Source organism: Promicromonospora sp. NPDC052451, assembly GCF_044547525.1.
Taxonomy (GTDB): Bacteria; Actinomycetota; Actinomycetes; order Actinomycetales; family Cellulomonadaceae; genus Promicromonospora.
In genome coordinates, this window is record NZ_JBIUAP010000013.1 from 136119 (window position 1) to 156811 (window position 20693).

At 70.3% G+C, this 20693-nt stretch carries 16 protein-coding genes and 1 tRNA gene; 13 read left to right on the top strand and 4 right to left on the bottom strand.

Annotated elements, in window-relative coordinates; genetic code table 11:
* Positions 1–3: 3 nt before the first annotated feature.
* The 4 genes from ACIG47_RS21080 to ACIG47_RS21095 are packed head-to-tail and all read right to left on the bottom strand — an operon-like array spanning position 4 to position 3863.
* Positions 4–615 carry a response regulator gene (locus ACIG47_RS21080; protein ID WP_397433038.1) on the bottom strand — a complete coding sequence of 204 codons (612 nt, stop codon included), beginning with the start codon at positions 613–615 and terminating at the stop codon, positions 4–6.
* Positions 612–2066 carry a sensor histidine kinase gene (locus ACIG47_RS21085; RefSeq protein ID WP_397433039.1) on the bottom strand — a complete coding sequence of 485 codons (1455 nt, stop codon included), beginning with the start codon at positions 2064–2066 and terminating at the stop codon, positions 612–614. Before ACIG47_RS21085 ends, ACIG47_RS21080 begins: the two co-directional genes overlap by 4 nt.
* Positions 2056–2928 (bottom strand): ABC transporter permease, encoded by an 873-nt coding sequence (locus ACIG47_RS21090; protein WP_397433040.1) that lies wholly within the window; start codon positions 2926–2928, stop codon positions 2056–2058. The genes ACIG47_RS21085 and ACIG47_RS21090 overlap by 11 nt, the downstream gene beginning before the upstream one ends.
* A complete protein-coding gene (locus ACIG47_RS21095) occupies positions 2928–3863 on the bottom strand; it encodes an ABC transporter ATP-binding protein (protein WP_397433041.1) in 936 nt (311 codons plus the stop codon). Before ACIG47_RS21095 ends, ACIG47_RS21090 begins: the two co-directional genes overlap by 1 nt.
* A 229-nt stretch (positions 3864–4092) precedes the next feature.
* Here ACIG47_RS21095 and ACIG47_RS21100 point away from each other — a divergent pair.
* The 13 genes from ACIG47_RS21100 to rpoB all read left to right on the top strand — a co-directional run bounded on the left by ACIG47_RS21100 (position 4093) and on the right by rpoB (position 20627).
* Positions 4093–4168 (top strand) — tRNA-Trp (locus ACIG47_RS21100).
* A gap of 102 nt (positions 4169–4270) precedes the next feature.
* Positions 4271–4516 (top strand): preprotein translocase subunit SecE, encoded by a 246-nt coding sequence (gene secE / locus ACIG47_RS21105; protein ID WP_119139948.1) that lies wholly within the window; start codon positions 4271–4273, stop codon positions 4514–4516.
* A 248-nt stretch (positions 4517–4764) separates the two neighbouring features.
* The gene (nusG, locus tag ACIG47_RS21110) at positions 4765–5553 is read left to right on the top strand and encodes a transcription termination/antitermination protein NusG (RefSeq protein ID WP_397433042.1); all 789 of its coding nucleotides are present in this window, start codon (positions 4765–4767) and stop codon (positions 5551–5553) included.
* Positions 5554–5624: 71 nt separating this feature from the next.
* On the top strand, positions 5625–6056 hold the full coding sequence (gene rplK, locus ACIG47_RS21115) for a 50S ribosomal protein L11 (RefSeq protein ID WP_020016098.1): 432 nt from the start codon (positions 5625–5627) through the stop codon (positions 6054–6056).
* Positions 6057–6145: 89 nt separating this feature from the next.
* A complete protein-coding gene (gene rplA, locus ACIG47_RS21120; protein WP_397417213.1) occupies positions 6146–6862 on the top strand; it encodes a 50S ribosomal protein L1 in 717 nt (238 codons plus the stop codon).
* A gap of 277 nt (positions 6863–7139) precedes the next feature.
* Complete coding sequence (locus tag ACIG47_RS21125; protein WP_397417211.1) at positions 7140–7772, top strand: RNA polymerase sigma factor; 633 nt, start codon at positions 7140–7142, stop codon at positions 7770–7772.
* Positions 7763–8323, top strand: a complete 561-nt coding sequence (locus ACIG47_RS21130) for a hypothetical protein (RefSeq protein WP_397417209.1) — start codon at positions 7763–7765, stop codon at positions 8321–8323. Before ACIG47_RS21125 ends, ACIG47_RS21130 begins: the two co-directional genes overlap by 10 nt.
* Before the next feature lie 203 nt (positions 8324–8526).
* The gene (locus ACIG47_RS21135) at positions 8527–9945 is read left to right on the top strand and encodes a S8 family peptidase (RefSeq protein ID WP_397433043.1); all 1419 of its coding nucleotides are present in this window, start codon (positions 8527–8529) and stop codon (positions 9943–9945) included.
* 216 nt (positions 9946–10161) lie between these two features.
* Positions 10162–12582: a CHAT domain-containing protein gene (locus ACIG47_RS21140; RefSeq protein ID WP_397433044.1), complete on the top strand. Its 2421-nt coding sequence runs from the start codon at positions 10162–10164 to the stop codon at positions 12580–12582.
* Positions 12583–12724: 142 nt separating this feature from the next.
* Positions 12725–15322 carry a CHAT domain-containing protein gene (locus ACIG47_RS21145; RefSeq protein WP_397433045.1) on the top strand — a complete coding sequence of 866 codons (2598 nt, stop codon included), beginning with the start codon at positions 12725–12727 and terminating at the stop codon, positions 15320–15322.
* A 312-nt stretch (positions 15323–15634) separates the two neighbouring features.
* Positions 15635–16165: a 50S ribosomal protein L10 gene (rplJ, locus tag ACIG47_RS21150; protein ID WP_253835535.1), complete on the top strand. Its 531-nt coding sequence runs from the start codon at positions 15635–15637 to the stop codon at positions 16163–16165.
* Positions 16166–16249: 84 nt separating this feature from the next.
* Positions 16250–16639 (top strand): 50S ribosomal protein L7/L12, encoded by a 390-nt coding sequence (gene rplL / locus ACIG47_RS21155; RefSeq protein ID WP_397433046.1) that lies wholly within the window; start codon positions 16250–16252, stop codon positions 16637–16639.
* Positions 16640–17114: 475 nt separating this feature from the next.
* Positions 17115–20627, top strand: a complete 3513-nt coding sequence (rpoB, locus tag ACIG47_RS21160; protein ID WP_397417198.1) for a DNA-directed RNA polymerase subunit beta — start codon at positions 17115–17117, stop codon at positions 20625–20627.
* Positions 20628–20693: the final 66 nt, after the last annotated feature.

Below are 20693 nucleotides of genomic sequence, written 5' to 3' on the forward strand. Positions count from 1 at the left end.
AGGTCAGGCGATCCAGCCGCGCTCGCGGGCGACCGTCACGGCCGCGGTCCGGTCGGCCACCCCGAGCTTGGCGAAAGCCCTGATCAGGTGGGTCTTGACCGTGGCCTCCGTGATCGACAGCGCCCGCCCCACCTCCGCGTTCGACCGCCCCCGCGCCACCAGGGCGAGCACCTCGGCCTCCCGGGCCGACGGTCGTTCCGCGGCCGTCCGGACCGAGCTGACCAGGCGGGTCGCCACGCTCGGCGCCAGCACCGTCTCGCCCCGGGCCGCCGCCCGGACGCCCGCGACCAGCTCGGCGCGCGGCGTGTCCTTGAGCAGGTACCCGGTGGCGCCGGCCTCGACCGCACGCAGGATGTCGGCATCGGTGTCGTACGTGGTCAGCACCACCACGCGCGGCCCCGTCCCGACGATCCCTGCGGTCGCGGCGACGCCGTCGAGCACGGGCATGCGCAGATCCATCAGCACGACGTCGGGCCGCAGCTCCGCCGCCAGGGCCACCGCCTCCTGACCGTCGCCGGCCTCACCCACCACGTCCAGGTCGTCCTCGACGCTGAGCATGCCCGCCAGCCCCGACCGCACCACCGGATGGTCGTCCACCACCAGGACCCGGATCATCGGGCCACCCCCTGTTCCTGCGTTCCGTCGTGGTCACCGGGTGCGTCGTCGCCGGGTGCGTCGTCGCTGGGCGTGCCGTCACCGGGCGTGCCGTCACCGGGTGCGTCGTCACTGGGTGCGTCGTCACTGGGTGCGCCGTCGCCGGGTGCGGCTGCGTGCTCGGTGCGTGTGCCCGGCGCCGTGCCGCTGCCCGGCGCCGTCCCGGCGGCTGTGCCCGGCGCCGCACCGGCGCGGGCCTCGACCGGGACCCGCGCACACAGGTACGTGCCCCCGTCGGCGCCCGGCGTGACCGTGAGCGTGCCGCCCACCGAACGTACCCGGTCGCGCATCCCCGCCAGCCCGAACCCGTCGGGTACGCCGGGCGCGATGCCCCGGCCGTCGTCGGACACGACCAGGACCACCTCGTCCTCCGTCCGCCTCAGCCGCACCACGACGGTGAGCGCCCGCGCGTGCCGGCGCACGTTGGCCAGTGCCTCCTGCGCGGCCCGCAGCAGCACCACCTCGATCGCCGGAGGCAGCGGCCCCACGCCGTCGGCCCGGAAGCCCACCACCAGGTCCGTCTCCTGCGCGAAGAGGTCGGTGACCCGGCTCAGCGCCTGGGGGAGCGACGCGTCCTGGAGCGCGACCGGCGCGAAGGCGGCCACCAGGGCGCGTGCCTCGGCGAGGTTCTCCCGGGCCGTGTCCTCCATGACCTCCAGACGGTCGCGCACGGTTCCCTCGTCCCCGACGTCGAGCGCCGCCGTCGCAGCCTGCGCCTGCATCACCACGCTCGTGAACCCCTGCGCGAGGGTGTCGTGGATCTCCCGGGCCAGGCGCTCACGCTCGGCCAGCACACCCGCCTCGTGGTTGGTCCGCGCCAGCTCGGCCTGAGCTGCCTGCAGCTCGTCCAGCAGGCGCGAGTGCTGCTCCGCGCGCCGCATCGCCACGTGGAACCACAGGCCCAGCCCGATCGCGAACACGAGGGTCACGAGCATCTGCGGCACCACCTCGGCCAGCACCGCCAGGTCGGAACCCGACCCCACGACGATGCCTCCCGCCACCGCCGTCCCCAGCGCCACGCAGCCCACCACGCCCTGGCGGATCGACTCCAGGAGCATCCACGTCTGCGCGAACGCGATGAACAGCAGCAGCGACGCCACCCCACCCTGCGACACCGTCACCGCCGTGCCCACGACCAGGACCACCAGGTACGCCCTCGCCTGCCGCTGGTCACGGGTCCGCGCCGCCCGCGCGCCCCACGCCACGTACGCCACCACGATCGCGCCCATCGCCGCCAGGGCGACCGCGAGCCGCACACCCCGCGTGCCCTCCAGGACCAGGGCCACGGCGGTCAGCACCACGATCACCCCGAACGCCGCGTCCCACCACCGCACCTGCTGGTCCCACCCGGCGTACAGGCGGTCGACGGCAAGCTCCTCCTCGCCGGCGGGCCGGGCTTCGTCAGCCGTCATCGTGCCGTCGCCAGCGGAACGTCCGGGTGCCCACCAGGAGCGCGACGACCAGCCATGCCGCCAGTACAGCAGCCGTCGCCCCGGGCTGCCAGGCCCCGGACGGCTCGGCCGCCGCGAACGCGTCCGGCAGGAACACCGACCGCATGCCCTGCGCGATCCACTTGAGCGGGAACAGCGACGACAGCTCGATCATCCAGTCCGGGAGCTGGCTGACCGAGAAGAACACGCCCGAGGTGAACTGCAGCACCAGGAGCGGCGTCACGACCACGGCGCTCGCGGACCGCCCGGACCGGGGGACCGACGAGTACGCGACGCCGCACACGGCCCCGGCGGCGGTGCCGAGCACGAAGACCCACGCGAACGTGACCCAGCGAGCCGGGTCGTCGGGGAGGGGGACGTCGAAGGCCAGTGCCGCCACGGCCAGCAGGAGCGCGGTCTGCACCAGCACGGTGGTCAGCGACAGGAAGACCTTGCCCAGGAAGTACGACGTCGCGGGCAGGGGCGTGCCGCGCAGCCGCTTGAGGCTGCCGTCGTCGCGGTCGACGGCGATCGAGATCGCCAGTGTCTGGTAGGTCGAGAGCATGACCCCTGTGGCGACCATGCCCGGCAGGAAGTACTGCGCGAAGCTGACCGTGACGCCGTCCGCGACGATCGGGTCGTCGTCGCCGAACACCGTCGCGAAGATGGCGAGCATGACGATCGGGTAGGCGAAGCCGAAGATGACCGAGTCGCGCTCGCGCACGTACTCCAGCAGCTCCACGCCGCCGCGCACCAGTCCGAGGCGGAGCGTGCCGGGCAGCCGCCAGGCTCGGGCGTCCGTCGTGGGGGCGGTGCTGCCGGTCGTCGTTGTCGTCGTGCTCATCACGCCGCCTCCGTGTTCGCGTCGTCGTTGTCGTCGGGGTCCGTGCCCGCGGCGTCGTCCGCGGTGGGCTCACCGATGAGGGAGAGGTACACGTCCTCCAGGGTCGGCCGCGTCACGGACAGGCCAGGCACCTCGCCGTCGGGCCCCGCCGCCGCGATCAGCTGGGCGACGAGCGCCGTGGGCCGGTCGGTCCGCTCGGTGCGCCGCGCGCCGTCCTGCTCCCACGCGACGAGGGGGGTGCGCGCCGCGGGGCCGCCCAGCGTGTCCGGCGTGCCCTCGGCGACCACCACGCCGTCCCGCACCACGACCACGCGGTCCGCGAGGTACGCCGCCTCGTCCAGGTAGTGGGTCGTCAGCAGGATCGTGGTGCCGGCGTCGCGCAGGCCGGTCACGAGGTCCCAGAAGGAGCGCCGGGCCTGCGGGTCGAAACCCGTGGTCGGCTCGTCGAGGAACAGGAGCTCGGGCCGGCCGACGATCCCGAGCGCCACGTCCAGCCGGCGCCGCTGCCCGCCCGACAGCATGCGCATCCGGGCCCGTGCCTTGTGCTCGAGGCCGACTGCGGCGACGACCTCGGCGGGTTCCCGCGCGTCCGGGTAGGCCGCCGCGGTGGCGCGCACCTGCTCCAGTACCGTGAGCTCGCTCATGTCGCGCGAGTCCTGCATGACGATGCCCGTGCGCGCCCGCCAGCCCCGGCCCGCGCGCCGGGGGTCCTCGCCGAGCACCGCGACCTCGCCGGCGTCCCGGTCACGGAAACCCTCGAGGATCTCGATGGTGGTGGTCTTCCCGGCCCCGTTCGGGCCGAGCACTGCGACGATCTCGCCGTGCGCTACGTCGAGGTCGAGCCCGGCCACGGCGTCCTTGTACCCGCTGCGGGGGGTGCCGTACCGCTTGCGGAGGCCGCGCACCCGGACGGCCCCGGAGTCGTTGTTCTGCATGGTGCGAGCATGCTCCGAGGGGCGGGTGCGGCGGGACGCCCGTTCGGCTGCACCTGGTGTCCGTCGTTCGGTGGACACCGCTCCCGGGGCCGTTCCCGGGGCTGGTGGGAACGGGTTCGACCTACGGCCGTGGGTACCGTACAGTTGTGCCTCGGTGATCGATGCTCACCTGATGTCCTGCGCCCCTCGGGGCACGGTGCGTGGACATTTGACAAGGCATCGGACACAGAGGGTAGTGGCGCAATTGGTAGCGCAGCGGTCTCCAAAACCGCAGGTTGCAGGTTCGAGTCCTGTCTACCCTGCCAGCGTGAACCCCAGCGGGGCCGCGCGCAGCGGGCCCACGTGAGTGGACCTGGCAAGCCAGTCCGCGCCGCCCGGGCGCGCCGGGCCACAGGAGTGGGGTAGCAGTGAGCGACACCGAGGTGATCCAGAGCGCCGCGGAGCGTCCGAGCAAGGGCAACGGCAACATCTTCGCCCGTATCGCGCTCTTCGTGCGCCAGGTGGTGGCCGAGCTCAAGAAGGTCGTGTCGCCGACGCGTTCCGAGCTCGTCACCTACACGACGGTGGTGCTGGTCTTCCTGGTCGTGGTCATGATCTTCGTGGTCGCGCTGGACTACGCCTTCGGCATGCTCGCCGGCTGGGTCTTCGGCTGACCGAGCAGATCCGGGCCGGTCGCTGAGGCGACCGTCGTCGGCCCAGGGCCTGCGGCCCCGATCCGGTCGGGGTGCGCCACGCCGGGGCATGGTGCACGCTGCGCAGTATCTCGCTGTGATCGTTCTCGCCTGTCGCCGATTGTTCCTTCGCGGTGTTTTCGCGCGACAATGAGCGGATACAGCTCGTAGAGGTACGCACACCCGTGCCGGGCGCAGCCCCGGCGCACGAAGAGAAAGCAGGTTCGTTCGTGTCCCAGGACTCTCTGGACCAGACGGAGAACGCCTCGACGCCCGACGGCGACGAGGCGGCCGTCGATGCGCCCCTGGACGCCGAGAACGCTGACGTGCCTGCGGACGCCGAGACTCCCGACGAGGCCACCGAGGAGCGAGTCGTCGACGCCGACGGCGACGTCATCGTGGACGAGGTCGAGGAGTTCAAGCGGACCCTCCGCAGCCAGCCGGGCGACTGGTACGTCATCCACTCGTACGCGGGCTACGAGAAGCGCGTGAAGACCAACCTCGAGAACCGCATCCAGAGCCTGAACATGGAGGACTACATCTTCCAGGTCGAGGTTCCGATGGAAGAGGTCGCCGAGATCAAGAACGCGCAGAAGAAGATCGTGAGCCGGGTCCGCATCCCGGGCTACGTCCTCGTGCGCATGGACCTGACCGACGAGTCGTGGGGCGCCGTCCGGCACACGCCGGGTGTCACGGGCTTCGTCGGGCACACGCACCAGCCGGTCCCGCTGAGCTTCGACGAGATCTACTCGATGCTCGCGCCGTCGATGCTGCCGCAGCAGACGCAGGGTGGCCAGCCCGCAGCGGGCGCCGCCGCGGCGTCGACCGCGGGCAAGGCCCCGGTCCACGTCGACTTCGAGGTGGGCGAGTCGGTGACCGTCACGGACGGGCCGTTCGACACGCTGCCCGCCTCGATCTCCGAGATCAACGTCGAGGCCCAGAAGCTCAAGGTCCTCGTCTCCATCTTCGGCCGGGAGACCCCGGTCGAGCTGGGCTTCAACCAGGTCGCCAAGATCTGACCGTTCGTCCCAGCATTGCAACCGGGTCATCGCCCACGGCGTAGGCCCACCCAACAGAAGGTAGACAACGCATGCCCCCGAAGAAGAAGGTCTCCGGCCTCATCAAGCTGCAGATCCAGGCCGGCGCCGCGACGCCGGCTCCGCCGATCGGCCCCGCGCTGGGTCAGCACGGCGTGAACATCATGGAGTTCTGCAAGGCGTACAACGCGGCGACCGAGTCGCAGCGTGGCAACGTCATCCCGGTCGAGATCACGGTGTACGAGGACCGCTCGTTCACCTTCATCACGAAGACCCCGCCGGCCGCCGAGCTGATCAAGAAGGCCGCCGGTGTGGCCAAGGGCTCCGCGACGCCGCACACGGTCAAGGTCGCCTCGATCACCAAGGACCAGGTCCGCGAGATCGCCACGACCAAGCTGCCGGACCTCAACGCGAACGACCTCGACGCCGCGTCGCTGATCATCGCGGGCACCGCCCGCTCGATGGGCATCACCGTCTCGGAGTGAGCTGAAGGACCACGGTGACCCGGCGAACGGCGTCGGGCGCCACAGTGGCAGGGCCGCGAGGCCCGCTACGACCACAAGAGGAGAGAAACATGGCAAAGCGCAGCAAGGCGTACCTCGCCGCCGCGGAGAAGATCGACAGCGAGAACCTGTACTCGCCGCTCGAGGCCATCCGCCTGGCCAAGGAGACCGCCACGGTCAAGTACGACGCCACCGTCGAGGTCGCGTTCCGGCTGAGCGTGGACCCGCGCAAGGCGGACCAGATGGTCCGCGGCACGGTCAACCTGCCGAACGGCACGGGTAAGACCGCCAAGGTCATCGTGTTCGCCAACGCCGCCAAGGCGGAGGAGGCCCGCGCGGCCGGTGCCGACGAGGTCGGTGGCGACGAGCTCATCGAGAAGGTGGCCGCCGGCTACACCGACTTCGACGCGGCCGTGGCCACGCCGGACCTCATGGGCAAGGTCGGTCGTCTCGGTAAGGTGCTGGGCCCCCGCGGCCTCATGCCGAACCCGAAGACCGGCACCGTGACCATGGACGTCACCAAGGCCGTGTCCGACATCAAGGGCGGCAAGATCGAGTTCCGCGTCGACAAGCACGCGAACCTGCACTTCATCATCGGCAAGTCCTCCTTCTCGGAGGCTCAGCTGCTGGAGAACTACGCCGCCGCGCTCGACGAGGTCCTGCGCCTCAAGCCGTCGTCGTCGAAGGGCCGCTACATCAGCAAGGCCACGATGACGACGACGATGGGCCCCGGCATCCCGCTGGACCAGAGCAAGACCACCAAGCTGCTGGAGGAGCTCTCGGCCTGAGCCGAGCAGCTCTCCTGAGCACAAGGAGGCCCGCATCCCGACAGGGATGCGGGCCTTTTTGATCTGTGCTCAGTCCGATGTATCGAACCTGGTCCTCGTCCCTCTTGTCTGGTGAGCGGCACCCTGCCGCCGTGCGCCGAGGAGAGAGGAGTGCCTGGTGGGCACGGTCTTCCACCTCCCCGGAGCCACGGCGTCGGTCGTAGACTCGGCTGGTCCAAGTACTCCACGTCCTGTGCCGGATGTGGAAACATCCGCCAGCAGAGAATCCCGTGGTGCAATGACAGGATCAAGGGAGGCCCTGCCCGACGTCGACGGGTCTGGTCTCACACTCGGCGATCGCGCGGCGATCGCACTGACCGACTACCGCGAGGGCAACCCCCAGGCGCTGGGCGACCTGGTGCGCGAGGCGACACCGCTGCTCTGGCACACGGTCCGCGCGCAGGGCGTCGAGCCCGACGCCGCAGAGGACGTGGTGCAGAGCACCTGGGTCGCCCTCGTCCGGCACGCGGAGACCATCGCCGAGCCCAAGGCCGTGCTGAAGTGGCTCCTGGTCACCGCGAAGCGCGCCGCCTGGGAGGCCGTGCGCAAGCACCGTGACGACGAGAAGCGCCGCACCGAGCTTCCGGACGACAGTCCTGAGCACCCGGCGTCGCTCCCCGCGAAGGACCCGCTGCCCGATGCCGAGGTCCTGCGCGACGAGCGCGACCGCATCCTGTGGACGTCGCTCCAGAAACTTCCCGGACGCTGCCAAGAGCTGCTGCGTCTGGTGTCGCTCGCCGACCGGCCGGACTACCGGTACATCTCGGCGGCGATCGGAATGCCGATGGGTTCCATCGGCTCGACCCGTGGTCGCTGCCTGGCGAAGCTGCGCACCATCCTCGATGAGCAGGGGGACTTCTCGTGGACCTGACGCCGGAACCGAACAAGGACGACGAGGCCGTGGGGGACCTCTCGTTCGACCCCAAGGGCGTGCTGGACGCCGGGGACGGCGCCGTGCTGACCCGTCTCGCCCGGCTGGTGGAGACGGTGGACCCCGTGCCGGACGACCTCGTGGAGCGATCGCTCTTCGCGATCACGCTGGCCGGCCTGGAGGCCGACCTGATGGAGGCGGTCTACCTGGACACGCCGCTCGCGGGCGTCCGGGGGGCCGCCGCCGCAGCACGTGCCGACGACGCCGCACCGGCCGAGGCCAAGACCATCACCTTCACGCACGACTCGCTGACCGTGATGATCAGCCTGTCGCCGGCTGCCGGTGGCCGCGTTCGCATCGACGGCTGGGCGGCCCCGGCGGCGGGCCTGTCCGTCGAGCTGCACCGCCCGGGGGTCGACGTCGTGACGACGGCCTCCGACGAGGACGGCCGGTTCGCCTTCGACTCTGTCGAGCGAGGGCGCGCGAGCCTGGTGGTGCGCCGGACCGATGGCGGGGGCGGGGCCGTGAGCACGCCGGTCATCGAGCTGTGAGCTGCTGAACTTCCTGAACATCCTGTACTGACTCGGCCGAGGGGCGCGGCCGGGCACTGTCGAGCAATCGTTGTCAATGGAGAGGTATTGCTGTGAGTGAGCCCATGCCCGAGCCGGAGTTGCGCGTACGGGACCATGCCGGGGGGTGGCGGCCGGTCCGTGAGGTGGACCCTGCCTCGGACCGCCTCCCCGGCGGCGGTCGGGTGGCTCCGACCCGCTACGTGCGCGACCGTGTCATTATCCGTGGCGATGTAGAAGGCGGCCACGACGCGCTTTTGGAACTGATCACCGCTCGTGCGCGAGAGAACGGTGTGACTGTATCGACCGGTGAGTTCGACCAGGCGCCATCGCGCCAGAGCGCGGACGTCTTGGGTACGCGGCCCGACGTCGAGGTGCGACTCGACGACGTGCGAGACGGCTGGGACGCGCTTGGGCTCGTGGCGTCAATTGCGGATGACGCCGGGAGCGCACGTACTCGGGTAGCGCTGGACCATGTGGTTACAGGGCACAAGAACCAGGGCGGCTTCGGTGATCCGACCAAGCGCATCCCGGCGACATATCCAGGGCCCGCGCCGGTCCGCCTGCCAGATGGCACGTCGCCCCTCGTGACACTTGAGGGTGTCGACCGGCCAGTTGTGGCGATCCTGGACACGGGTATCGGGCAGCATCCCTGGTTCGACGAGCCAGGAACTGTTGTCCTTCGCAACGTGGATCTCGATGGTCGACCAATTGGCACCTTTCCCGAGGAGGACATCGACGCGGAACGTGAGGGACGTAGGGACGGCAACGCGTCTCCATTGGACCCGTACGCCGGTCATGGCACCTTCATTGCGGGAGTCGTCCACCAGACTTGCCCGGATGCGGCGTTGCTGCCGGTGCGCGTGTACGGCGGAGATGGCACAGCATCAGAGTGGGATTTCGCTCGCTCGCTGGAGCGGCTCCTGGAGTTTCATCTCCGTGGTCTATCAGGAGTTCCGGGGTACTTTCCCATCGACGTCGTAGTGATCGCCAGCGGCTATTACCTGGAGCATCCTGAAGACGACGACGACTACGAGGGCATCTATCGCGGTCGGCTTAGGGATTTGCGCCGCGCGGGTGTGCTGGTGGTCGTCTCTGCAGGAAACGACGGGTCCTCCCGCCGGACCTTCCCAGCAGGTTGGGCACCGCAGGTTCGACGTACGAGACACGGTGCTATCCCGATCGATCCGCACGATCTCAACCCGCACTACACGCCTCTGCTCGGGGTGGCTGCTTCCAACCCAGACGGGACGCTGGCTGATTTCAGCAATGACGGCCCTTGGATTTCTGTGGTGCGCCCCGGCGTACAGGTCCTGAGCACTATGCCGACGACGTTCGACGGTGCCGCAGAGGGACGGCGGACGGCCGACGGCCTACGGCACGCGGTCGATCCGGACGACTTCACAAGTGGATTTGGGACCTGGAGCGGCACGTCGTTCTCAGCACCCTTCCTCGCAGGTCAGCTCGCTGCTGCGATCTTCGCGGGTCGCATCGGCGGCGAGGTTCCCGCAACGGATGCGCGGGGTCGTGTCGCCGAGGCCTGGCATGCTGTGGTCCAGGTCGAGGACCTCTACGCGGAGGTACCAGGGGTGTCGGTGACATGAACTGAGGCAGGGGTGCGGTGAGCAGACGTGGGTAGTACAAGACTCGATACGCTCGCAGAGCGATTCGAGCGGGCACGGGAATGGAACGTCCGTGCCCGCCCGCGTCGCGCTCGTCGTGAATTCCGGGCACTTCTCCGTGATCTTGGACAGCACGACGAGGCAGTCCTGTCCGACGACGATCGCGTGACATGGGCGTGGCTTGTCGCTCGCTCTTGGATGGGGCTCGCGCAGGCCGATCTTGCTTGCACAGGCGACCTTCAAGCAGCACTCCGATCGCTCGATCGAGCGCGTGGTGTTGCTGAACTGCTAGAGGACGAGCACCGGCAACGCATCGAGGCCGTAACGGCGGGGCAGCGTGGGAAGTTCTTGCTTGATGCAGGTGAGCCGATGGAGGCGGTTCGGCTCTTCGATCGAGTGCTTGCGGTCAGCGGAGACGGGGAGCCGCGTGACTTGGCCGTTGCATACCTCAATCGAGCGTTCGCGCTGTCGGACCTTGGTGACGTCGAGGGGGCGCTGGCGGACGACCTGGCGGCAGCGCAGCATGCGGAGATAGCTGACGCTCCGATGTTGGTAGCGTTTGCGCGGCATAACGCGGGTTTCGACCTAAGCATGCTCGGTGACGCTCCCGCAGCGCTCGCTGAGATGGCGGCTGCACGGGAGATCGCGCCTCACCAGGACGACGGGATTCCGCTTCTTGGCCGCGCGGAAGTGCTCTACAGCGTGGGTCTGCTGTACGAGGCTGACTTGCTGCTGGAAGAAGCGATTCCACAATTGCTGAAGGCGGGGCGACGCACTGACCGCGCCATCGCTGAGTACTTCCGAGCCAGGTGCTCACTTGCCCTGCGTCGCTTCGACGATGCATCGGTATTTGCCGCTCGAGCACGCAAGCATTTCACGGCCGCGGGCTACGAGCAGTGGGCAACGCTGGCGCGGGTCCTGGAGCTTGAGGCAGCTTTCGTCCCGGTGCGGCGCGGAGCACGGGGGATGACGACGGCTGCTATCCGCCGCCGGGCGGGCTATGCGCTCGCCGCAGCCGGCGAGGGTGACGCGGCAGGACCTGTGCTTGGCCAGCACCCCGGCCACGCAGCGCGTCTGGTCGCGGCGCAATGGTTCCTCCTCGCCGGCGACTTCGATGCTGCCCGCAACACGCTTGCTGAGCTGCCTCGACGACTGACAGGGGCGCCGTTGACCATGCGGATCCAGAACTACACCGCTCGTGCGGAACTCGCGTTTGCGGAGGGCGACCGAAGTGGCGGTCTCCGCGCTGTGCAGGCGGGTCTGGGCTTACTCGCTGACCACCGCAGCCGTCTGGGCTCAGTCGAGTCGGTGACGGCCGCTGCCGCGCATGGTGTGGATCTGACTCTCGTCGACCTGGAAGCGGCAGTCCGGACGGGAAGGCCCGCGGCGTTGTTCGACGCGCTGGAGCGAGGCCGTGCCACGTTTGCTGGTACCGGGCGGGTCAACCCACCCGATGACCCGAAGGCGGCGGCACTTCTCACCGAGGCGCGGGGCCTGTTGGTCAAGGCCCGGGAGCTCGGTACGACTGATTCGAAGGAACGTGAGCGGCTCACGCGTCGGGCCAGCCGGATTCAGAACGAGGTGCGCGAGCGCTCGTGGCGGCATGCCGGAAACGCAGGCTCTGTACGGCGCCCAGTCACTGTACGTGAGTTGGGGCGTGTGCTTGCCCAACGTGATGACGAAGGTCACGTGGTCGCGAACTTCGCGTTGATCGAAGGCACCCTCCGCTGCGTCCGCGTCGATGCCACCAGCGTCACCACCGTCGACATCGGCCCGGCCGACGAAGTCATCGAACGCGTCCGCCGCCTCACCGCCGACTTCGCCATGGCCGCCAACGACCTCATCCCGCCCCCGCTGCGGGCGGCGGCGACGGCATCCCTGGAACGTAACCTCAAGGCCCTCGACGCCATCCTGCTCGCCCCGCTCCGCGCCGACGGCGACCTGTACGTCGTCGCCCGTGAGCCACTGCTCAGCGTGCCGTGGGCGGCGCTCCCGTCTCGCAGCGGCCTGCGCACCTCCGTGAACTCCTACGTCGCGCGCGGACGTACCCACGCGCGACCCACCGGCGAGCGCAAGCTGCTCGCCGCAGCAGGCCCCGGGGTCCGGCACGGTGCCGACGAGGCCCGGGCCGTCGGTGAGCAGTGGCCCGGTGCAACCGTGCTGACCGGCAAGGACGCAGTCACCCAGCAGGTCCGCAAGGCCCTCGCCACGCACGACGTCGTCCACCTCGCCACGCACGGCCAGCACGACGCCGACAACCCCCTCTTCGCGAGCATCGACCTCGCCGACGGACCGCTGTTCGCCCACGAGCTCGACGGCACACCGCTGCCCGGGTCGGTGGTGATCCTGTCGTCCTGCGAGGTCGGCGGGTCGACCCAGGTACTCGGCGGAGAGCTCCTCGGCCTCACCTCCGTGCTCCTGCGCCTCGGCGCCCGCGCCGTCATCGCCTCGGTCGCCAAGCTCTCCGACGAGCTCGCCGCCCGCGTCATGCCCCGCCTGCACGCCCACCTGCGCGAGACCGACGACCCGGAGGCGGCGCTCGCGGCCGCGCTGACCGACGTCGCCCAGCCCGTGCCTCTCGTCTGCTTCAGCTCGGTCGAGGGACTCACCGCGGGGTGATTCCGCCCCACGGCGATCGTCTTCACCCGAGCCCGACGCGCTGACCTGCGCCGTCGTAGCGGGCGATGACAGCGCCCGTCCCGCCCCGCTATCGTGTCCCGCCCGGCGCCCCACGAGGGCCCGCAGAGGCAAGGGGACAAGCATGTGGCCGGAACTCGAGGCGGAGCTGCTGGCCGCCCGGGAGCTCAACTCCCGGTCGCGGCCCGGCGATGCTCTGCCGCGGTTCCGGGAGGTCCTCGACCGGCTGCGTGTCGTCGATCTGGCAGCGCTCGGTCCCACCGACCGCGAACGCTGGGCGGAGGGCATGGTCCGTTCCCTGGCGGGGGAGGCGGTCGCCCTCCACGCCGTCGGCGAGACGCTGGACAAGCCCCTCGCCCTGCTCGACGACGCCGACGCCCGCGCCGAGTCGGCCCCGCCGCGGGTCCGGCGGCGGCTCACCGCCGTCGTCGACGGCACGCGCGGCCTGCTGCTGCAGCGCGCCGGCCGGCTCGTCGACGCCGTGGCGGCCTTCGACCGGGTGCTCGCGGACGTGGCGGTGCTTCCCGTGCGCGACCATGCGACCGCGCTGCTCAACCGGGGTGCGGCCGCCATCGAGCTCGGCCGGCTGGACACCGCGCTCCGCGACTTCGACGCCTGCCACGAGCTGGCGATGCGTGCCGACCTGCCCGGCATCGCGTCCCTCGCCCTGCACAACACGGGTTTCGTCCGGTACGCGCTCGGCGACCTGCCGGGCGCGCTCCAGGCCATGGCCGCCGCTCGCGCCGTCGACCCGGAGCGTGCCGACGGCGTGCTCGACATCGGCCGCGGCGCCGTCCTCTACGAGGCCGGGCTGCTGGAGGACGCCGAACAGGTCCTCACCCAGGCGATCTCCCGCATGGTGGTGCCTGGCCGCGCGCACCACCGTGCCGAGGCCGAGTACTTCCGCGCCCGCTGCCTCATGGCGCTGCACCGCTGGGACGAGGCCCGGGCGGGAGCGGCCTTCGCGCGGCGGTACTACACCGGCGTCGGCCATCCGCAGCGTGCCGCCGTCGCACGCGTCGCCGAGCTGGAGGCGATCCTCCTGCCGATCCGGCGCGGCGAGGCCCCCGTGCCCGACGACGCCCGCCAGCGGGCCGAGCAAGCCATGGCCGCCGCCGAGGCGGGCGACGAGGTGGACCCCCTGCTCGGCCAGCATCCCGGCCTGACCGCACGGTTCGTCGCCGCTCACTGGTACCTGCTGGCGGGCGACGTCCCCGCGGCCCGGGCCGTGCTCGACAGCCTCCCGGCCGCCATCGTCGACGCCCCGCTGTCCACCCGGATCCAGCGGCAGACGGTGCTCGCGCAGCTCGCGTTCGCTGCCGGCGACCGGTCGGCCGGCATCGAGGCGGTGAGCACGGGCCTCGGCCTGCTCGCCGACCATCGCGTGGGTCTCGGCTCGGTGGAGTCCGTGACCGCCGCGGCCGTGCACGGCGTCGACCTGCAGTGGACCGACGTGCGTGCCGCGCTGCAGACCGGTCGGCCGGACTGGCTGTTCGAGGCCGTCGAGCGGGGGCGGGCCACCTTCGCCGGGGTGGGCGGTACCACCGCACCGGACGAACCTGCCGTCGGGGCGCTCGTCACCGAGGCTCGCGGCCTCGTCGCCCGCGCCCGGACGCTCACCGACCGGGACGGCGCGACCGAGCGCGCCTACCTGTTCGAGCGATCGCGCAGGCTCCTGGCAGCGGCACGCGAGCGCGCCTGGCACCGCACCGGTGCCCACCACGGCGTCGTCGAGGACCGCCCAGCCGGCGCGGCGGAGGTTCGGGAACTGCTCGCCGCCCGCGACGACGGCGCCGTCGTCGCCAACTTCTTCGTGATCGACGGCGTGCTGCGCTGCGTCCGCGTCGACGCGCACGGCGCGCGACTGCTGGAGCTGGGGTCGCGGGCCGAGGTCACCGAACGCGTGCTCCGGGCGCGTGCCGACCTCGGCGTGTGCGCCAACGACCTCGTGCCGCCCGGCCTGCACGAGGCCGCCCGGCGTTCCCTGACCCGGAACCTCGACGCCCTCGACGCGCTCCTGGCGCGGCCGCTGGACGCCGACGGCCCGCTCTACGTCGTCGGCCGCGAGCCGATCGTCGGGGTGCCGTGGACGGCGCTCCCGTCCCGGCGGGGACGGCGCACGACGATGCGCTCCTACATGGCACGCGGCCGAGCGCCCGCAGCCCCGGGAAAGGCCCACCGCCTGCTGGCCGCCCACGGACCCGGCGTGACCCTCGGCGCGAGCGAGGTGCTGGCAGTCGGCGGGATGTGGCCCGGCGCGACAGTCCTCACCGGCGCCGCCGCCACGACCACGGCCGTACGCGAGGCGCTCGCCACGCACGACATCGTGCACCTCGCGACCCACGGCACGCACGACGCCGACAACCCCCTCTTCGCCAGCATCGACCTCGCGGACGGCCCGCTGTTCGCCCACGAGCTCGACGGCACGCGCCTGCCCGGGTCGGTGGTGATCCTGTCCGCCTGCGAGGTCGGCGGCTCCTCCCAGGTGGTCGGCGGCGAGGTGCTCGGCCTGACGGCGGTGCTGCTGCGCCTCGGCGCGCGCGCCGTCGTCGCCGCCGTCGCCCCGCTCTCGGACGCCGTGGCCGCCCGGGTGATGCCGCGGTTCCACGCCCACCTCCGGGCCACCGACGACCCCGAGGCGGCGCTGGCGGCGGCAGTCGCACCCGAGCCCGACCCGGCGCCCCTGGTGTGCTTCGCGTCCCTGGAGGCCCTACCCCGTTGACGCCGACCTCGCCGGCTCCGTGTGGTGAGTGACACCCGGCGCCCGTGCGGCGGCACGCCCGTCGCCATGTATAGTTCTCGGGTAACCCAAGACCGCCGGTCGTCCGACGCTGCCCGCTCCTCGGAGCATCAGGGAGAGCAGAAGACCGAAGTCCCGCTGAGAGCGGGGGCCTGCGCAGGTGACGAACTCGAGTGCAGCCCTGCTGCACGAACCGAGCCCCGTGCGCCTGCGCCGGGGCTCTTTCTCGTTCCGGGGCCATGCCCGGGGCTCACGCCCCAGGGAGCCGGTGGTACCACCACCGGAAGGATTGCCATGGCGAGGCCGGACAAGGCAGCCGCTGTCGCAGAGCTCGCGGACAAGTTCCGCGACTCCAGCGCGGCCGTGCTGACCGAGTACCGCGGGCTCACCGTCGCGCAGCTCAAGGAGCTGCGTCGGTCGCTCAGCGGCAACGCAACCTACGCCGTGGTGAAGAACACGCTGACGGGGATCGCGGCCAAGGAGGCCGGTGTCGATGGTCTCGACGCCGACCTGAAGGGCCCGTCCGCCATCGCATTCGTGACCGGGGACCCGGTCGAGGCTGCGAAGGGTCTGCGTGACTTCGCCAAGGCGAACCCTGCTCTGGTCATCAAGGGTGGCGTGCTCGACGGCCGCCCGATGTCCAGCGCAGAGATCACGAAGCTCGCGGACCTCGAGTCCCGCGAGGTTCTGCTGGCCAAGGTGGCCGGCGGTCTGAAGGCCACGCTGACGCGTGCCGCTTACGCCTTCACCGCCAAGCCCGCCCAGGTCGCCCGCGCTATCGATGCCCTGCGTCAGAAGCAGGAATCGGAGGGCGCTGCCGCCTGATCAGGCGGTCGCGCTAGAACAAAACCCCCTGCTTCTGGCGGGCCGTGCCCGGCCCGCGGAGCGCAAACCGAAAGGAACGCCATCATGGCGAAGCTCAGCACCGACGAGCTCCTGTCCGCCTTCGAGGAGCTCACCCTCATCGAGCTCTCCGACTTCGTGAAGGCCTTCGAGGAGAAGTTCGACGTCACCGCCGCCGCTCCGGCCGCCGTGGCCGTGGCCGCCCCCGCGGGTGGCGACGCCGGCGCTGCCGCCGCCGAGGAGAAGTCGGAGTTCGACGTCATCCTCGAGGCCGCCGGCGACAAGAAGATCGCGGTCATCAAGGAGGTGCGCGGCCTCACCTCCCTCGGTCTGAAGGAGGCCAAGGACCTGGTGGACGGCGCCCCCAAGCCCGTTCTGGAGGGTGTCGACAAGGACGCCGCCGACAAGGCCAAGGCTGCCCTCGAGGGCGCCGGCGCCACCGTCACGCTCAAGTGACCTGAGGGCTCACGCCCTCGTGACGGCGTGACGCCGCCGGGGTTTCGTCCCGGGCGGCGTCCGCCGGACGCAGCAGAGGCCCGCACCCGTGAGGGTGCGGGCCTCTCTTGTGTCTCAGGTGCGCCTCGGGCCGTTCGACGAGGTCGCCGGCGGGAATGTCACCCGCGGTTCACCCGTTGACCCCCGGGAAGGGCAAGATCTGGCCGCAGCGTCGCGGCAGTGCGGATACGCAACGATTCGAGGTTTACCACAGTCTCGACGTGCGCGCGCTGGGGGTACTGGACATACTTACGGGAGATAGGTATGCTAGCGCTTTGCGCCCGCGTGTGCCCTCGACGCCTCCCCCTGCTTCCCGAAAGTCCTGGTCCCGTCCCCGCCTGTGGGACGGCCTCCGGTGACCGGTGAAGACCGGCAGAGCTTCCTGCAGCACCGCAGAGCGTACAGCGTTCACCCGAACTGCAGGGAAGGACCCCTCTTGGCTGCCTCGCGCACCCCTTCAGCTCCGTCCGCCGAAGCCATTGCGAACCGTACCGCTTCCCGTCGTGTTTCCTTCGCAAAGATCTATGAGCCACTCGAGGTCCCGGACCTGCTTGGCCTCCAGACCGAGAGCTTCGACTGGCTCCTCGGTAACCCAGCCTGGCAGGCGAGGGTAGAAACTGCCAAGGCGGCTGGCCGTAATGATGTCCCGGAAACCTCGGGTCTGGAAGAGATCTTCGAGGAGATCTCCCCGATCGAGGACTTCGGCTCCTCGATGTCCCTCTCCTTCTCGAACCACCGCTTCGAGCCGCCGAAGTACACGGCGGACGAGTGCAAGGAGAAGGACTTCACCTACGCGGCCCCGCTGTTCGTCACCGCGGAGTTCGTCAACTACACCACCGGTGAGATCAAGAGCCAGACGGTCTTCATGGGCGACTTCCCGCTCATGACCGCCCGCGGCACCTTCATCATCAACGGCACCGAGCGCGTCGTCGTCTCGCAGCTGGTGCGTTCCCCGGGCGTGTACTTCGAGCGCACCCCGGACAAGACCAGCGACAAGGACGTCTTCTCCGCGAAGATCATCCCGTCGCGTGGCGCCTGGCTGGAGTTCGAGATCGACAAGCGCGACGCCGTCGGCGTGCGCGTCGACCGCAAGCGCAAGCAGTCCGTCACCGTGCTGCTCAAGGCGCTCGGCATGACCGAGGCGCAGATCCGCGAGGAGTTCGCCGAGTTCCCGTCGGTGCTCGACACGCTGGAGAAGGACCACGTCCACACCGAGGACGAGGCCCTGGTCGACCTGTACCGCAAGATCCGCCCGGGCGAGCCGCCGACCGTCGAGGCCGGCCGCGCGCTGCTGGAGAACTTCTACTTCAACCCGAAGCGCTACGACCTCGCCAAGGTCGGCCGCTACAAGGCGAACAAGAAGCTGGGTGTCGACGCGGAGCTGGCCGAGTCCACGCTGTCGCTGACCGACGTGGTCGCCACGATCAAGTACCTGGCCGCGCTGCACGCGGACAAGACCACCCTGGACGGCGTCCGCAACGGCCAGCCGGTCGAGGTGCGTGTCGAGGTCGACGACATCGACCACTTCGGCAACCGCCGCATCCGCGCCGTGGGCGAGCTCATCCAGAACCAGGTGCGCACGGGCCTGTCCCGCATGGAGCGTGTCGTTCGCGAGCGCATGACCACGCAGGACGTCGAGGCCATCACGCCGCAGACGCTGATCAACATCCGCCCCGTGGTGGCGTCGATCCGCGAGTTCTTCGGCACCTCGCAGCTGTCGCAGTTCATGGACCAGAACAACCCGCTGGCCGGTCTGACGCACAAGCGGCGTCTGAACGCGCTGGGCCCGGGTGGTCTGTCCCGTGACCGCGCCGGCATGGAGGTCCGTGACGTCCACCCGTCGCACTACGGCCGCATGTGCCCGATCGAGACCCCTGAGGGTCCGAACATCGGTCTGATCGGCTCGCTCGCGTCGTTCGGTCGCATCAACCCGTTCGGCTTCATCGAGACGCCGTACCGCAAGGTCGTCGACGGCAAGGTCACGGACCAGATCGACTACCTGACGGCGGACGACGAGGACCGTTACATCATCGCGCAGGCGAACACGCCGCTGGCCGAGGACGGCACGTTCCTCCTCGACCGCGTGCTGGTGCGTACCAAGGGTGGCGAGACCAACGACATCCCAGGTGCCGAGGTCGACTACATGGACATCTCGCCGCGCCAGATGGTGTCGGTCGCGACGGCCCTGATCCCGTTCCTCGAGCACGACGACGCCAACCGCGCCCTCATGGGTGCGAACATGCAGCGCCAGGCCGTGCCGCTGGTGCGGTCCGAGGCCCCCGTGGTCGGTACCGGCATGGAGCGCCGTGCGGCGGTCGACGCCGGCGACGTCATCGTGGCGACCAAGCCCGGTGTGGTCACCGAGGTCTCGGCCGACCTGGTCCTCGTGGCGAACGACGACGGCACGACGGGCTCGTACCGCGTGCACAAGTTCGTGCGCTCCAACCAGGGCACGAGCTACAACCAGCGCGTGCTGGTCGAGGAGGGCGCGCGGGTCGAGGTCGGCTCCGTGCTCGCCGACGGCCCGGCGACGGACGAGGGCGAGCTCGCGCTCGGCCGCAACCTGCTGGTCGCGTTCATGTCGTGGGAGGGTCACAACTACGAGGACGCGATCATCCTGTCGCAGCGCCTCGTGGAGGACGACGTCCTCTCCTCGATCCACATCGAGGAGCACGAGGTCGACGCGCGTGACACCAAGCTCGGCCCCGAGGAGATCACGCGGGACATCCCGAACGTCTCCGAGGAGGTCCTCGCGGACCTCGACGAGCGCGGCGTGATCCGCATCGGTGCCGAGGTCGGCGCGGGCGACATCCTGGTCGGCAAGGTCACCCCCAAGGGTGAGACCGAGCTGACCCCGGAGGAGCGCCTGCTGCGCGCCATCTTCGGTGAGAAGGCGCGCGAGGTGCGCGACACCTCGCTCAAGGTGCCCCACGGCGAGCAGGGCACGGTCATCGCCGTGCGCGAGTTCAACCGTGAGGACGGCGACGAGCTGCCCGCCGGCGTGAACCAGCTGGTGCGCGTGTACATCGCGCAGCGCCGCAAGATCACCGTGGGCGACAAGCTGGCCGGCCGTCACGGCAACAAGGGCGTCATCTCGAAGATCCTCCCGCAGGAGGACATGCCGTTCCTCGAGGACGGCACGCCGGTCGACGTCATCCTCAACCCCCTGGGTGTGCCGGGCCGCATGAACGTGGGCCAGGTGCTGGAGACCCACCTCGGGTGGATCGCCAAGCAGGGCTGGGACGTCAGCCTGGCCGAGGACAAGGGCGGCGAGTGGCTGGAGAGCCTGCCCGAGATCGCCCACAAGAGCGAGCCGGGTCGCCCGGTCGCCACGCCGGTGTTCGACGGTCTCGAGGAGGTGGCGCTCCGCGGTCTCTTCGGGGCGACCCTGCCGAACCGTGACGGTCAGCGCATGGTCAACCAGGACGGCAAGGCGCGGCTGTTCGACGGCCGCTCCGGCGAGCCGTTCCCGGAGCCCGTCTCCACCGGTTACATGTACATCCTGAAGCTGCACCACCTGGTCGACGACAAGATCCACGCGCGCTCGACCGGCCCGTACTCGATGATCACGCAGCAGCCGCTGGGTGGTAAGGCGCAGTTCGGTGGTCAGCGTTTCGGTGAGATGGAGGTCTGGGCGCTCGAGGCGTACGGCGCCGCGTACACGCTCCAGGAGCTGCTCACCATCAAGTCCGACGACGTCCCGGGCCGCGTGAAGGTCTACGAGGCGATCGTCAAGGGCGAGAACATCCCCGACTCGGGTATCCCGGAGTCCTTCAAGGTGCTTCTCAAGGAGATGCAGTCGCTGTGCCTGAACGTCGAGGTGCTCTCGAGCGACGGTGTCTCCATCGAGATGAAGGAGTCCGACGACGAGGTGTACCGCGCTGCTGAGGAGCTCGGCATCGACCTCTCGCGGCGGCCGAACGCCGCCTCCAGCGTCGACGAGATCTGACACCGGTCGGCGCCCGGGCCCCCCGGGCGCCGACCTGGACACCAGGCGCGGTCCTGGACACCAAGG

Coding starts and splice junctions, on each gene's coding strand:
- ACIG47_RS21095 (WP_397433041.1), bottom strand. CDS start 3,863: ATGCAGAACAACGACTCCGGGGCCGTCCGGGTGCGCGGCCTCCGCAAG.
- rplL (WP_397433046.1), top strand. CDS start 16,250: ATGGCGAAGCTCAGCACCGACGAGCTCCTGTCCGCCTTCGAGGAGCTC.
- ACIG47_RS21080 (WP_397433038.1), bottom strand. CDS start 615: ATGATCCGGGTCCTGGTGGTGGACGACCATCCGGTGGTGCGGTCGGGG.
- ACIG47_RS21125 (WP_397417211.1), top strand. CDS start 7,140: ATGACAGGATCAAGGGAGGCCCTGCCCGACGTCGACGGGTCTGGTCTC.
- rplK (WP_020016098.1), top strand. CDS start 5,625: ATGCCCCCGAAGAAGAAGGTCTCCGGCCTCATCAAGCTGCAGATCCAG.
- ACIG47_RS21085 (WP_397433039.1), bottom strand. CDS start 2,066: ATGACGGCTGACGAAGCCCGGCCCGCCGGCGAGGAGGAGCTTGCCGTC.
- ACIG47_RS21145 (WP_397433045.1), top strand. CDS start 12,725: ATGTGGCCGGAACTCGAGGCGGAGCTGCTGGCCGCCCGGGAGCTCAAC.
- rplA (WP_397417213.1), top strand. CDS start 6,146: ATGGCAAAGCGCAGCAAGGCGTACCTCGCCGCCGCGGAGAAGATCGAC.
- rplJ (WP_253835535.1), top strand. CDS start 15,635: ATGGCGAGGCCGGACAAGGCAGCCGCTGTCGCAGAGCTCGCGGACAAG.
- ACIG47_RS21140 (WP_397433044.1), top strand. CDS start 10,162: ATGGGGCTCGCGCAGGCCGATCTTGCTTGCACAGGCGACCTTCAAGCA.
- ACIG47_RS21090 (WP_397433040.1), bottom strand. CDS start 2,928: ATGAGCACGACGACAACGACGACCGGCAGCACCGCCCCCACGACGGAC.